The 14,973-nt window shown below is 26.2% G+C and carries 13 protein-coding genes; 10 read left to right on the top strand and 3 right to left on the bottom strand.

What is annotated here, in order from left to right:
* The first annotated feature begins 82 nt into the window (after positions 1 to 82).
* The 6 genes from Q0J69_RS11000 (at position 83) to Q0J69_RS10975 (ending at position 4,052) form a co-directional block, all read left to right on the top strand.
* On the top strand, positions 83 to 280 hold the full coding sequence (locus Q0J69_RS11000; protein WP_297207427.1) for a hypothetical protein: 198 nt from the start codon (positions 83 to 85) through the stop codon (positions 278 to 280).
* A gap of 243 nt (positions 281 to 523) precedes the next feature.
* Positions 524 to 1,741, top strand: a complete 1,218-nt coding sequence (locus Q0J69_RS10995) for an N-6 DNA methylase (RefSeq protein ID WP_297207425.1) — start codon at positions 524 to 526, stop codon at positions 1,739 to 1,741.
* A 100-nt stretch (positions 1,742 to 1,841) separates the two neighbouring features.
* Entirely contained in the window at positions 1,842 to 2,075 is a 234-nt protein-coding gene (locus Q0J69_RS10990; RefSeq protein ID WP_297207423.1) for a BspA family leucine-rich repeat surface protein, read from the top strand.
* Positions 2,076 to 2,174: 99 nt separating this feature from the next.
* Positions 2,175 to 2,327, top strand: coding sequence for a hypothetical protein (locus tag Q0J69_RS10985; RefSeq protein ID WP_297207421.1), 153 nt, complete (start codon positions 2,175 to 2,177; stop codon positions 2,325 to 2,327).
* Positions 2,328 to 2,368: 41 nt separating this feature from the next.
* A complete protein-coding gene (locus Q0J69_RS10980; protein ID WP_297207419.1) occupies positions 2,369 to 3,418 on the top strand; it encodes an AAA family ATPase in 1,050 nt (349 codons plus the stop codon).
* Positions 3,411 to 4,052, top strand: a complete 642-nt coding sequence (locus tag Q0J69_RS10975; RefSeq protein ID WP_297207417.1) for a DUF3226 domain-containing protein — start codon at positions 3,411 to 3,413, stop codon at positions 4,050 to 4,052. The genes Q0J69_RS10980 and Q0J69_RS10975 overlap by 8 nt, the downstream gene beginning before the upstream one ends.
* Before the next feature lie 24 nt (positions 4,053 to 4,076).
* Here the strand turns inward: Q0J69_RS10975 and Q0J69_RS10970 are convergent, their stop codons facing one another.
* Together Q0J69_RS10970 and Q0J69_RS10965 are read right to left on the bottom strand one after the other, a co-directional pair.
* Positions 4,077 to 4,976, bottom strand: a complete 900-nt coding sequence (locus Q0J69_RS10970; protein ID WP_297207415.1) for a patatin-like phospholipase family protein — start codon at positions 4,974 to 4,976, stop codon at positions 4,077 to 4,079.
* Between the two features lie 13 nt (positions 4,977 to 4,989).
* Entirely contained in the window at positions 4,990 to 6,486 is a 1,497-nt protein-coding gene (locus Q0J69_RS10965) for a hypothetical protein (RefSeq protein ID WP_297207413.1), read from the bottom strand.
* A 377-nt stretch (positions 6,487 to 6,863) separates the two neighbouring features.
* Here Q0J69_RS10965 and Q0J69_RS10960 point away from each other — a divergent pair, with 377 nt between their 5' ends.
* Both Q0J69_RS10960 and Q0J69_RS10955 read left to right on the top strand, forming a co-directional pair.
* Complete coding sequence (locus Q0J69_RS10960) at positions 6,864 to 9,116, top strand: methyl-accepting chemotaxis protein (protein ID WP_297207411.1); 2,253 nt, start codon at positions 6,864 to 6,866, stop codon at positions 9,114 to 9,116.
* A gap of 228 nt (positions 9,117 to 9,344) precedes the next feature.
* Positions 9,345 to 11,603: a methyl-accepting chemotaxis protein gene (locus Q0J69_RS10955; protein WP_297207410.1), complete on the top strand. Its 2,259-nt coding sequence runs from the start codon at positions 9,345 to 9,347 to the stop codon at positions 11,601 to 11,603.
* Positions 11,604 to 11,610: 7 nt separating this feature from the next.
* On the opposite strand, the gene Q0J69_RS10950 is transcribed toward Q0J69_RS10955, so the two are convergent.
* Positions 11,611 to 12,171: a DUF4416 family protein gene (locus Q0J69_RS10950; protein ID WP_297207409.1), complete on the bottom strand. Its 561-nt coding sequence runs from the start codon at positions 12,169 to 12,171 to the stop codon at positions 11,611 to 11,613.
* Positions 12,172 to 12,280: 109 nt separating this feature from the next.
* Here Q0J69_RS10950 and deoD point away from each other — a divergent pair, with 109 nt between their 5' ends.
* On the top strand, positions 12,281 to 12,979 hold the full coding sequence (gene deoD / locus Q0J69_RS10945) for a purine-nucleoside phosphorylase (protein ID WP_297207408.1): 699 nt from the start codon (positions 12,281 to 12,283) through the stop codon (positions 12,977 to 12,979).
* Between the two features lie 744 nt (positions 12,980 to 13,723).
* Complete coding sequence (aroF, locus tag Q0J69_RS10940) at positions 13,724 to 14,764, top strand: 3-deoxy-7-phosphoheptulonate synthase (protein WP_297207406.1); 1,041 nt, start codon at positions 13,724 to 13,726, stop codon at positions 14,762 to 14,764.
* The last annotated feature ends 209 nt before the right edge of the window (positions 14,765 to 14,973 follow it).

Below are 14,973 nucleotides of genomic sequence, written 5' to 3'. Positions count from 1 at the left end.
TATTATTTTTTGATAGTTGCCATATTATACTTGAAAATATTTAATTTTTTGTATATATTAGGCTGATGCTAGTGAAATTTCTATGGATATTCAAAAAATAAAGAATAGCATATTAAAAAGTAAGAAAGGAAGCGAAATTGCGGATAGATTTGAAAGTTCTTTAAAGCGTCATGGCTTTAATAGAATAATGCCTGAAGATATAAATGATATATTTTTATCAGTCAAAAAAATATTTTGCATAATAAGAATGATATTTTTATTGATAATATTTATGATTTAGAATATAAAAACATGGAAAATTGTTTTGTATGTCAGCCGTGGTGTATTTAGGAATTTACAGATTTTTTATTATTTATATATAAAAGGATTATATCTATAGAAATAAAATACATCAATAGTTTTTTATGGACTTTCTGATATTATATTTTTTATTGGCAGGGATGTTATATATAGTGTGTTGATTATTTTTTTAAAGATAAAATAAAAGAAAATATAATAGTGGTTTATATTAAGAGAATTATATATGTTAGAAAACTATACTAAAGAAAGTATTGATTATCTTAAAAATACTGATATAGAAAAGAGAAAGAGGCTAGGGCAGTACTTCACGCCTAAAAATATAAGAGATTTATTACTATCAAAATTAGTTTCCATTTCTGAGAATAAAGATAATGTTACAATACTTGATCCAGCATGCGGAAGCGGAGAGTTTCTTTTATCATGCAATGAATATTTTAATAATCCTAGTCTTTACGGATTTGAAATTGATGATAGTTTAGCAACTATAGCAAAAGAACTTGTGAGTAATGCAAATATAGAATGCATTGATACTTTGAAGATATATACAAATACTAAATATGATTATGTTATAGGCAATCCTCCTTATTTTGAGTTTAAACCAGATAAAGATTTAAAGAAAAAGCATTCTGATATAATAAGCGGAAGAGTTAACATATTTTCTATATTTATAAAAATAGGTTTGGAGCTTTTAGAAGATGGAGGATATTTGGCCTATGTTGTTCCTCCTTCAATGAATAACGGTGCTTTTTTTAAAAAGTTAAGAGAATATATAATAAATAACAGCAGTATAGAATATCTGCATATTGTAGAAGGCTCTGACAATTTTTATATGGCTAATCAAAAGGTTATGCTTTTAATACTAAAAAAAACAAATAATCATAAACAAAAAAAATATATATTTTCTAAAAATGGAATTACAATATTTACAGAGGATAAATCTTTTTTGAATAAGGCTTATAAAGATACATTGAGTTTAAATGAAATAGGGTATGAGGTGAAAACTGGAAGTATTGCTTGGAATAATTATAAAGAGAATCTTACAGATGATAAAAATAATTCTATACCTTTAATATATTCTTCTAATATAGTTGATGGAAAAATAGTTATACCTAATAAAAGAAAACTTCAGTATATAAAAAATATTTCTAAAGACTTAATTATAAGAAATAGAGTAATAGCTGTTAATAGAATAACAGGCTCTAATAAAAATATTAATATAAAAGCAGCTATAGTAAATGAGAAAGAGTTTGTATGTGAGAATCATGTTAACATAATATATCCTCTAAATAATTATGATAAAAACTATTCATTAGAGTATATTTATAATGCATTAAATGATAAAAATAATATAAAGGTATTAAGCCTTATAACTGGAAACACTCAAATATCAAAGACAGAATTGGAAAGACTGCTTCCAATAAAAATTATTGATAAGGTATAAATCTAATGAAATACAAGCCTAAATATAAATTCGGATTATTTTATCATGTTAAATATGAAAATATAAATCTTTCTGATATAGATACTAGATATATAATTGATTGTCATATTTATTTGAAAATAGTAAAAGAAAAAATTTTGATGGTATAGAAATTGGGAATGTATCAAATGTAACTGATATGAGATGCATGTTCAAAAATGCTGAGTATTTCAATGCTGATTTAAGTTCTTGGAATGTGTATAAAGTCAATGATATGCGTGAGATGTTTAGTAATACAAAATATTTTAATGGTGATTTAATTTTTTGGAATATTGATAATGTTAAATACTTTTAATATATTTTTGAAAATGCTGATTCTTTCAAACATACAAAAAGTATTTTAAAATTTTATAATAAATGTAAAAGCAGAAATTATAAAAAGAAACTTCAGTCAATGTTAGAAACTTTTGATATAAAAGAGGTTTATATAGAATTGAAAAATGATAAAGTTTATTGCAAGAAAAATAAAGATTTCATAAAAAAGCTTGAAAATGTTTATTATGATGATATTAAAGATTTAATTTTATTGCAAAAATATAATAATTAGTATATTATTAATAATGATATTTTTAATATTAAGAGGCAGTAATGGAAAATCATTTTGTTAAAAATATATCTTTTGAAAATTTTAAATGTTTTAAAAAGTTAGAATTTGATGGTTTTAAAAGAGTAAATTTGATAGGCGGGCAGAATAATGTAGGAAAAACTTCTTTTATGGAGGGTATTGATCTTACTGTTTGTTCGGATACTACTATTTCTTTTATGTATAAACTAAGAGAAATAATTAAAAATAGACAAAATTCATTATATGATAATTTTGAAATTGATTTTTTTTATAATGATTTTGTATATTTTAATATTATGTCAAATATTAATAATATAAAAATTGAACATATAAATAATAATAACCATATTATAAAAGAAGAATCTTTTTTAGAAGAATTAGATGATGAATTTAAAGATAGTAAAAAATATAATTCATATTTTATATCATCTGTAAATGGAAAAAATGAAAAAATATCTTTAAATTATTTTATTAGAAGAAACTATAGAATAATAACAGAGAATTCTGAATATATTTCAAATTTTGTCCATACATCAAAAATGAGTGAAAGAGATATAGCTATTTTTTATGGTAATCTTGTTAATTTATCTAAAGAAGATTATCTTGATAAATCTTTACAAATATTTGATAATAATATTATTGGATTCAAACAAATAGTTACAAATAGAAATGACATAGTATTGAAATTAAAATTGAGAGATAGAGAACAGCCTATTTTATTATCTTCATTTGGTGAAGGTATTAATAGATATATTGCAATCATTTGTGCAATATGGGCTAGTAAGGACGGATATTTATTTATTGATGAAATAGAAAATGGAATACATTATACAAATTATCCTAAGTTATGGAAATTGATTTTTGATATATCTAAAGAGGCTAATTGTCAGATATTTGCTGCTACTCATTCAAAAGAATGCATAGAGGCTTTTAATAAGGAAAATAAAGATAATGAAGGATCATATTTAGAATTCTATAAAAATCAAAAAACAGGACTTATCAATATAAAAGATAGAGATAATGAGCAGTTAGAATATGCTCTTCTTAATAATGGAGAGTTTAGAGGTGAATAATTTAATAATAGTTGAAAGCAATAATGATAAATTTTTTATAGAAAGATTAATAGAATATTCTAATATTAATAATGTAAACGTTCAATGTATTTGCCAATTTGAATGTTTAGAAGGCATTAATAATCTTAATAAAAAACTTGAAGAAATAAAATTTGACAAATATGATAGAATAGGAGTTATTTTAGATGCTGATAAAGAGGGTATAAATAAGAGAATCGAATTTATAAATGATGCCATAAAAACAGTATGCGATGATGTAAAACTTACTGAAATAAATAAGTTAGAAAAATCTTCTGAACTTGATGTTTATTTTGTATGTTATATTATGAATGTAAACGGATATGGAGAATTAGAAACTGTATTAAAATCAATAAAAAAATCCGATTCTGTTTTTGCTGATTGTTTGGAGAGTTGGAGAGAATGCTTAAAAAATAGTGGAAAAGATATAAGCAGCAAAGATTTTGATAAGTTTTATATAAATAATTATATTAGATTTGATACATGCAGTAAATCAGAACAGAAACAGGCTAGTAAATACTGCAGTTTTGAATCTGCTATGAAAAAAGATATATGGGATTTTGATAATAATGTTTTAGATGAATTAAAACAATTTATATATATATTAAATAATTAGAAGTATAAATATTTAATATATAATTTATTTTTCATCATCATTTATTCTAAGATTATCAATGGCATCATGCAATTTATGTTTTAATTGTTTATTTATTATTTGATTATTAATTTCATCTTCATACATTCTGCTGCTGCTTTCCATTATTTCTATGTGATTTTTTCCCATTTTTGATATTCTTTCTAATAGATTCTTTGCATCATTGTATCCTTCTTCAAGACGCATTCTAGCTCCTTCAAGAGAAAAATCCATAGCACCAGTAAAAAAATCGCCTATATCTTTGCTTGGTATTATTTCATAAACTTTGAAATTTTTATTTTTTTCTATAGCAGCATCTTTATATAAATTTATAACTATTATTTCATCACAGTCTTCATTATATAAAGGTGTTATAGGCAAATTATTTCCATTTAGTATTTCAACCCCTCCGTCTATATAATTTACACCGCCTATATTTTGTCTTCCAAATATTAATGGTATTGCACTTGTAGCCATCATAATTTCTTTTATTTCCTTATGACTTTTTCCATTCAATTTAAAATATTCAATATCTATTTTTTTTAAATTTACAGCAGCAGCATATATTGGATATTCATAATTCGATACAATATCAATATTCAAATACTTTTCAATTATTTCTATTAAGCCCTCTCTTGTAAATATACCATGAGAAGATATAAAATTATTGTTTTTGTCTATCTTCTTTTTTGAAAGTATCTTATCTTCAATTTCATTAGTCCAAATATACTCTGCTATCTCATAATTATTTTGTGCTATTAAGCATGCATTAAGAACACCAACAGAAGCTCCTGAAATTGCAGTTATCATTTCATCAACTCTATATTCTTTTAATGCTTTCCAAACACCTATTTGATAGCTTCCAAGTCCGCCTCCGCCTCCTAATACTAATCCTATCTTTTTCATAAATATAATTCTCCTATATTTTACTTAAATATACTCCCCAAAAATCGTTTATGAACTCTAAATATTCTCTCTTATTTTTATCAGATGTTTTTTCTAACTTCTTTTCTATTTTTTCTTTATATTGTCTTATCTTTTTATATTGATCCTTTAACTTTTGCTTGTATTTATATATTTCCTTATTTGATGAAAATGAATCAAAATATTTATTTAGGTATTTTAATGTATTTTCATAATCCTTTCTTATCAAATATATTTTTGCTATTTCCTTATAACATATAGGAATTTCATATTTTTTTGTTTCATTTATTAATATTCTATACATGCATTCTATTTTTATTTCATGTGCTTTTTTATTTTCTTTTTCTTTAGAGAGTATCATATCGCATTCTATTATAGCTTTTTTGTATTTTTTATCTTTTACATATTTATCAGCTAATTCAATCCTGTCATCAATATTAATTATAACATTGCTTATAGGAAGTTTTGTTTTTTTAGACATCATTTTTAATTCATTCATTATTAGTATAATAAGTTCATAATTATTTATTTCTGAATTATAATTAAAATTAGATACATTTATTCCATATTCATTTATCAAATTTAATTTTATATCAATTATATTATGTTTTTTTATCATTTTTAGTATGGAGTCTGTTATATATTTTTCCTCATTATCTAACTTCTGTATTTTTCTTACACCGCTTAATATAGGTATTATGTATTGAGGTATTTTATTATCAATTGTATTTTCTAACAGTTTATTTATGAAAATTGGTTTTTCTATTAATTTTTTATATATATCTATTATTTTTGTACTTTCTTTTATATTTACATTGAAATCTGTAAGTATTGCTTTTATCATAAAAATATGTTCTTTTGATATTGCATTTTCATTAGTATTTGTACAGCATATTTTAGAAAATAGATCATTGCTTAAACATATAATTTTTTCTATGCTGTCCATATCAGAATATTTTATTCCATCAAATTCAAGTATGCTTGCCGATGCTTTAAATTCTAATAATTGTATTTTTTTCTCTAAAGAGTCTATTCTGTTGGATTCATTATTTATTTTATTTAGTATATAATTAAAAGATTCTCTTACATTTACGCATATCTTTATAAGTTCTTCTTCAATATTTTTTTCTATAGTATTTAATTTGTTATTAATATATATTAAACCTTCATAAGTTATTTTATTTTGTTTGGCTAAATAATCTATCATTTTTAGAGATGCATTTTTTACTATTGCATAATTGTAATCAATTTCGCCTCTTATTTTTCTATTTTGCCCAGTTATAGAATTAAATATATTTTTTAAGAATCCTTGTTTTGCTAGGAACTCGGTTCTTGACATTCCTGCACTTAAAGATGATACAGCCTCTATAGTAAGCTCAGTTAATTTTGCCGAATTATGTCCGTATTCTTTTATATTGTTTAATATGCATTTATCTATTATGTTTTTATCTTTTTCATCTATTTCACTTTCATAAGGTATGGTAAAATCCATGATAACTCCGATTATATAAAATCACATACTATATTATACAGCCTATTTAATTTTAGTACAAATGATTTTAAATTTGATATATTAAACTTTTTTCAAAACTAATTTTATTTATAATTGTGCGGACTAGCCCTGCGAGCACACAGTCATGTCCGCTTTGCAGAGCTAGTCTGCAAAAGAGCAAAAGAACTGCATGTTTATATACTAAAATAATAAGTTATACAACATATAAAGCATTACTTTTATAGTTTATAAATTAAAAAAATTTTATATATAATCTGTCAAGCAGTTTTGAAACAAGTATAATTATTTATATTTGATTTTATTTTAAAATATGATATAATAGATATAAGGGTTAAATTTTATAATAATGGTTTAAAATGAAACTTAATAGTTTGACATTTAAAATACCGCTTATTATGGGACTTTCTATTACATTGTCGATATTTGTAATAACTGTTATAATGTTTCTAATATCATTGAAGTCTGTTGATATAGCGGCTCAAAATGGATTTGAATCAACAGCTGTTGCTTATGAAGGTGCAGCTAATCTATGGATAGAAAATCAAAAATCAATAGTTGATACTTTTTCAACTAATGCTAGTGTTATAAATTATTTGCTGAATCCTACAGCAGATAATACTCTATTAGCAGAAGAGGCTTTAATTAGTTTTAAAAACTATAGAAAGTCATCTTTGTATTTTACCATTTTGGATTCTAATGGGAAAGTTTTATTAGATTCTGAAGGCGGAAGACTTGTAAATTACAATAATGGTTATGATCCAGATTTCAATTTTTATACGGACAATAATAAAAATGAAAAAATGGGCATAACAAAATCTGAAATGACTGGTAAAGCTGTTTATAAAATGTATTCTGATATAGAGGACAGCAGCGGCAATATTATAGGTATTTTATCTTATCATATAGATTGGGCTGATTTTATAAGACATTCTATTTCATCCTATAAACTTGGAGAAACTGGAAATATTATGATAATAGATGAAGATATGAACGTTATTGCTCATAAAGATGAAAATATAATATTCAGTAATTTAGGCAGCTATAAAGTATTTGATGATGTTATAAAATTAGGAAAAGGTATAAAACATTACAGAAGCTCGGAAGATAATAGTTTATATATGATGTATTTCAGCCCTATAATTTATTCGCATTGGTATATAATTGTTACTGTTGCTGAGAGAGAACTTTATGCTCCTGTGAAATTTATGCTCATACTGCCGTTAATAGTAAGTGCTGTTTTAATAGTACTTTCTATAGTTATAGTTTGGATGTTTTCAAGCAGTTTAATAAAACCATTGAATTCTGTTGTTAAAGAGGCTGAATCAATAGCTGATGGAAATCTTACAAATGTAATAATGGATAAATATTTAAAAAGAAAGGATGAAATCGGAGATATATTAAACAGCTTTAATAAGATGAAAATGGTTATAAAAGATATTATTAAAGTTGTAAATTCTAATATATCTCAGACTAAAAGAACAGCATACACTCTTTACTATTCTAACAAGGATTTATCAGACAGAACTTCATCTCAGGCTGTTGATATAAATCAAACAAGCCTTTCTATGAAGAATATATCCTCAGCTATAGAAGAATCAACCAGCAATATAAGGTCTATAAGCGACAGTATGGTAAATGCAAGAAATGATATATCGGATGCAGGTTCTATTATAAATGATACAGCTAAAAATACATCTCTTGTATTTGAATCTAGTAAAAAGATAGGCGATATAATAAAAATCATTGAAGATATAGCATTTCAAACAAATATACTTGCTTTAAATGCGTCAGTGGAAGCAGCACGTGCTGGGGATCATGGAAAGGGCTTTGCCGTTGTAGCTTCTGAAGTTAGGAATTTAGCCCAAAGTACTTCTGAATCAGCAAAAAATATTACTTCTTTAATAGAAGACAGTAATGATAAAATAAAAAAAGCTACAGATTCAGCCAATATGTCCCAAAAGTTATTCTCTGATATAGAAAAGAAGATTGAAAATACAACTTCTATTATGGAAAATATGGTTGATACAATGCATAGGCAGGAAGAGAATGTGCATAAAATAAATGCTTCCATGCTTAATATAGATTCTAAAACTAAGGAAAATGCCCATCTTGTTGATTTGATGAGAACTTCTTCCACAGAATTAGAAAAGCAGACCAATGATTTTTTCAGTGCTATGAGTTTTTTCAAAACAGGGGTTTACCGTATAGACTGGTCTGAGAACTACAATACAAATAATTCCTATATTGATGAACAGCATGCGAATCTCATAAACTTTATTAATGACATATACTCTGCTATATATGAAGACGATTTGGATAGGGTAAAAAATATTTTTAATATGACTTTGGATTATACTAAATATCATTTTTCTGATGAGGAGAAATTTCAGAAAGAGAATTCCGATAAATACAAAAAAATAAGAGAGCATTTTGAACAGCATAGAAATTTTGAATCTTTAGTTGAATCAAAAATTAAAGAACTAAATTCATCAAATGATTGGAAAACTACGGCATCAGATATGGCAGGTATTTTGAGTAAATGGCTTATTCAGCATATTGGTGTATGGGATAAAGAGTTTGTTAAAATTGCTGGTATAAATGATAAATAATATTTTATTTTTTGATTCTATAAAAAATTTTGATTTTTTTAAAAGTTTTGTTATTATTATAGTGTAAAATAAGGAATTTTTATAAATTAAAATTTTATTATTTTTATTTAAATATTTTTTATTTATTGGTTTTTAAAATAGTAATTATTACTTATAAGTTATAATTACTATATTGAAATTATTTTTATAAGTGATATTATTAATAATAATAATATACGGGGATAAAATATGAAAATATATAGTCTAAGGTTTAAGATACCTCTTTTATTTATAACAACAATAGTATTGTCTATATTTTTAAGTATTTCCATTGTATTATTTTTTAGTATGAAATCTATTGATAACGCCGTTAATAATGGCTTTGAGTCTACATCTATTTCATATAAAAATCTTATTACATTATGGCTGGAAGATAATAATTCTTCTATGGGGAATTTTGTTACATCGGATGCATTAACAAATTTTCTTCAGAATCAAGAAGATGATAATTTGAGATTAAGAGCAGAAGAAGCTTTAAAATATTTTAAGACTTCGAGAAGTTCGTTTGTTAATTTTATATTATTAGATTTAAATGGAAGAGCCATAATAGATTCTGAGAATGGTATATTAAATAATGTATCTATGAATGTAAATGATGAAGGATGGAAAAAGTTTGTTTCTTCAGGATATAATTCAGGAGGAGAAGAAAGTATAACTGCATCTGTGGCAACTGGAAATCCTACATACAGAATATGGAGAGGTATAAAAGATGGTACAGGCAGAACCATAGGAATATTGACAGGAAATGTAGACTGGGGAGATTTAATAAATAGATTTATAGTCAATACTAGAATAGGTACAAGCGGAAAAATATCAATTATTGACAGTTCTAAAAAGATTTTGGCTGATCAAGATAAAGCTAAGTTATTAACTACTTCCAATTTAGAAATTTATGATGAAGTTATTAAAAATAAAAATGGAATTACACATTATAAAGCTGAAGATAATCAAAAGTATTTAATGTCTTATTATAATATAGATAGCACAGAGTGGTATATTATAATAACAATGCTTGAGAAAGAGCTCTATTCATCATTATCTGCTACAATTTTATTTTCAGTATTATTTTGTTTAGTTATGATAATAATAGTTACAGCTATCATAGTTTTATTTACTAGAAGATTAACTTCTCCTTTAAAAGAGGCTTTAAGAGTAGCAAACTTGATTTCTAAAGGTGATTTAACTTTTGACATTAATGAAAAATATTTTGGAAGAAAGGATGAGGTAGGAGAGCTTATAAAAAGTTTTGATAATATGAAGAAGTCTATAAGAGATATTATTGATATTGCGAATTCTAATGTTGCTTTAACAAAGAGAACAGCTTATTCTTTATCATATTCCAACAAAGATTTAGCCAGCAGAACATTAAGTCAGGCTAGTGATTTGGAAAAAACTGCTGAGGCTACTGAGGAAATTTCAAGTACAATAAAGAAAACTGCAGACAATGCATCTATAATTAATGATATGATGATAGATGCAAGAAATGCTGTTGAGGAAGCTGGAAGCATTATTGCTGAAACAGCACAAAATACTAGTCAGGCTTTTGAATACAGTCAGAAAATTAGCGGTTTAGTAAAGTTCATTGAAGATATTGCTTTCCAAACTAATATACTTGCTTTGAATGCTTCAGTAGAGGCAGCAAGAGCAGGAGATCAGGGAAGGGGATTTGCAGTCGTTGCTTCCGAAGTTAGAAATTTGGCACAGACAACTCAAAGCTCAGTTAATAATATTACATCTTTCATTTCAGAAAGTAATGAAAAAGTAAAAAAAGCAACTGACTCTGCCAACATGTCAAGAACTTTATTTGCAGATATTGAAAATAAGATAGAAGAAACTACAAGAGTTATTGCTGATATGGCTAATACTACAAGAGAGCAGCTTATAGGTATAGATAGCATAAATAATGCTATGTCTAATATGGATGCTCAAACACAGGGTAATAGTTCATTAGTTTCATCAATGCATGAATCTTCTAAGGAACTTGAACAGCAAATGGAGGATTTATCCAATGCTATGAGTTTCTTTAAAGTGGGTGCTAGAAAATTAGAATGGCTTGATCAATATTATACGCATAATAAAACTATAGACTCACAGCATGTTCAGATTATTGAGTATGCAAACAAAGTTCATACGGCATTATACAATGGTGTTAAAGAAGATGTTGATGAGGCATTTAAAGGTGCTATAAATTACACTAAATACCATTTTGCCGAAGAACAAAAGATTCAGGCTGCTCATAAAGATAAATATCATAAAATTAAAGAGCATTTTGAGGAACATAGAAGATTTGAAAAAGCTATTGATGATCAGTATAAAGCGTTTAAATCCAGCAGTGATTGGCATCAAGTGGCAATTGATTTTGCTGAGCTTTTAGCAAAACTTTTGATAGAACATATTGGTGTATGGGATAAAGAGTTTGTAAAAATTGCTGGAATAAAAGATTCATAATAATATTTTAACTATTCCAATTTGAACCAAATGGAGAGCTTTCTATTAATCTATTATAGAATAGCTCTCTTATTTTATTGAGAAAAGTTTTAGTTTCATTACTTGAATAATCGGCATAAGTCCATTCTAATTCTGTATAGCCTTTTTTCTTTTTGTATATCAAAGTCAAATCTGCAAATACTCCGTCTTTCAAATATATTCTATGTGTGAAATTCTTGTTTGTTACTAGAATAAAATTTTCCAATGTTAGTATGGCAGGGTCTATATTTATTTTTCTGTTATTTTTTTCATCTAAATATTCTTTTTCTATATTGTCAGTAATTTTTTTTACATTGCTTATATAATCTCTATCTATCATATTCTTGAATACTATAAATCTTTTATTAAGAGATTCTCCCATTTCTTCTTTATAGTAAATAGAATGCGAGAATAAATATTCATAACTTATAACTTCTATTTCTCCAAAATTATTTATAAGTTTTTCTACTGCTGAATTATATACTTCAATATTATTATACATTAATGCCGCAACAAGTACAGCCTTTGATTGTTTTAATACTTTACTCATGTTATTATATTACATTATTTTCATTTATATTCAATATCTATATTACTTGATATAAACTATATTATGATTATAATAAAAAATAAAATTTAATATAAAGGAGATTTTTAGTATGGCTACACCTCATATAGGAGCGAATAAGGGAGATATTGCTGAAACAATACTTTTGCCTGGAGATCCTCTTAGAGCTAAATTTATAGCAGAAAATTTTTTAGAAAATGCTGTTCAATATAATTCTATAAGAAATATGTATGGATTTACTGGTACTTATAAAGGAAAAAGAGTTTCTGTACAAGGAACTGGTATGGGAATGCCGTCATGCGGTATTTATTCTTATGAGCTTATACATTTTTATGATTGCAGGAATTTAATACGTATAGGAACAGCTGGGGCATTATCTGATAAACTTCACATAGGTGATTTGGTTATAGGAATGGGGGCATGTACTGATTCTAATTATGCATTTCAATATGAGCTTCCTGGTACTTTTGCTCCTATAGCTAGTTATGAGCTTTTAAAAAATGCTGTTGAAAAGGCTGAGGAAATGAAGATAAATTACCATGTTGGAAATATTGTTTCATCTGATGTATTCTATGGAGCTAATAATTCTACACCTAAATGGGCTAAAATGGGAGTATTGGCTGTTGAAATGGAGGCTGCTGCTTTGTATATGAATGCTGCTTATGCTGGAGTTAATGCTCTTTGTATGGTTACTATTTCAGATTCTTTAGTTACAGGAGAAGCCACAACTGCAGAACAAAGAGAGAAAACTTTTACTAATATGATGGAAGTTGCTTTATCTTTAGCTTAAATAGTAATAATATAAAAAATTAGACTTGTTTTAAAAGTACTTGATAAAAAATTATTAGCTTATTATTTTTATGGCGTATTACATAATATTAATTATTATACAAACAAGATATTTTATGTGTTGTATAAATTATTATTTTTGTATATAAATATGCAGTCTTTTGATTCTTTGTGCCACGCTACAGGCGGACAGCGTCCAAAAGAACTGGGGTTTTGCGTAAGTATGCAGAGCGGTGGGTAAAGCCCCAAAAGATATTAAATCAAAAACTATAAATTAAAAATTTAGTTTTGAAACAAGTTTATTATATATATTATTGTTTTAAACGCACGTTACTTCGATAAAAAACATAAATAGTATTTTTTTATGAATAATATTTAAAATCAAATTTAATTAAACGTGCGTTAATAATTATGCGAATTTAATAAAAACTTGGGTGGGGAATACTTTTCTTTGTTTATAATAAAAAATATAAAATTCTAATTTTTATAAAATACAGGAAATATAAAGGGTGGGGTTTGTATAAAAATAAATATATTATTTGACTTTTTAATTTTTTTATGTATAATTAATGTCTATGAAAGGTATTATTATTCCAAATAATTTCAAAAGCATCTACGCTTATCATTTCTTCTACTATGGCGTTTAAGACGCCAGAGTATCTATTTTATAATTAACGAACAAATACATTTTATTAAAATATTTTTTATTATTTTACAATAATTAATATTCAAGGAGAATTATATTATGATAGTTGTAATGAAACCAAATGCAAAAGAAGAGCATATTAATAACATTATAGAAAGACTTGAAAATGCAGGTCTTGGAATAAATAAGAGTGTGGGGGTAGATTATACAGTAATAGGTATGGTAGGAGATACTTCAAAGATAGACAGAGATTTAATTTCATCTTTACCTGGTGTGTCTAAAGTATTGAAAGTGCAGGAGCCATTTAAAAGAGCAAACAGAGCATTCAAAAAAGAAGACACTGTAGTAGATGTAAGCAGAGTAAAAATAGGTGAGGGTAAACCTACTATTATTGCCGGACCTTGTTCTGTTGAAAGCGAAGAGCAGGTTATTAATATAGCTAAAAGTGTAAAGGCTTCAGGTGCTTCTATACTTAGAGGCGGAGCTTTCAAACCTAGAACTTCCCCTTATGCATTTCAGGGTTTAGCTTTGGATGGACTTAAAATATTAAAACTTGCTAAAGAAGAGGTTGGAATACCTATTGTAAGTGAGATTGTATCTATAAGGCATTTAGAAGATTTTGATAATACCGTTGACATGATTCAGATTGGGGCAAGAAACATGCAGAACTTTGAACTTTTAAAAGAAGTAGGAAAATTAAAAAAGCCTATACTTTTAAAAAGAGGTTTAGCCAATACAATAGAGGAATGGCTTATGAGTGCCGAATATATACTTAATCAAGGCAATGAAAATGTTGTACTATGCGAAAGGGGGATAAGAACATTTGAAACTTATACCAGAAATACTTTTGATGTAAGTGCAATACCTGCTATAAAGCGTTTAAGTCATTTGCCTGTTATAGGAGATCCTTCGCATGCCAGCGGTAAATCATGGATGGCACTTCCTCTCACATTAGCAGCTATTTCTGCAGGTGCTGACGGCATGATTATAGAAGTGCATAATGATCCTGAGCATGCTTTATGTGATGGGGCACAGTCTATAAAACCTGATGTATTTGCGGATATTATAGAATCTGTTAATATGATATCTGATACAGTTTCTAAAATCAGACAAAAATACAACGGAAAAATAATGTTATAGTCAATCATAATAATGGATGAGTATAATTAAGATATTCATCCATTTATTATAATTTTTAAACAAGCCTATTAATATTTGACATATTTATATCACTATGTTATAATTAAAGCATGAATAATATCTTACAAACCGCAAACCGCAAACCGCAAACCGCAAACCGCAAACCGCAAACCGCAAACCGCAAACCGCAAACCGCAAACCGCAAACCG

The organism is uncultured Brachyspira sp. (assembly GCF_944388875.1).
GTDB lineage: Bacteria > Spirochaetota > Brachyspiria > Brachyspirales > Brachyspiraceae > Brachyspira.
The sequence above is the reverse complement of the archived record's forward strand: the minus strand, read 5'-3'. Positions and strand labels throughout refer to the sequence as shown.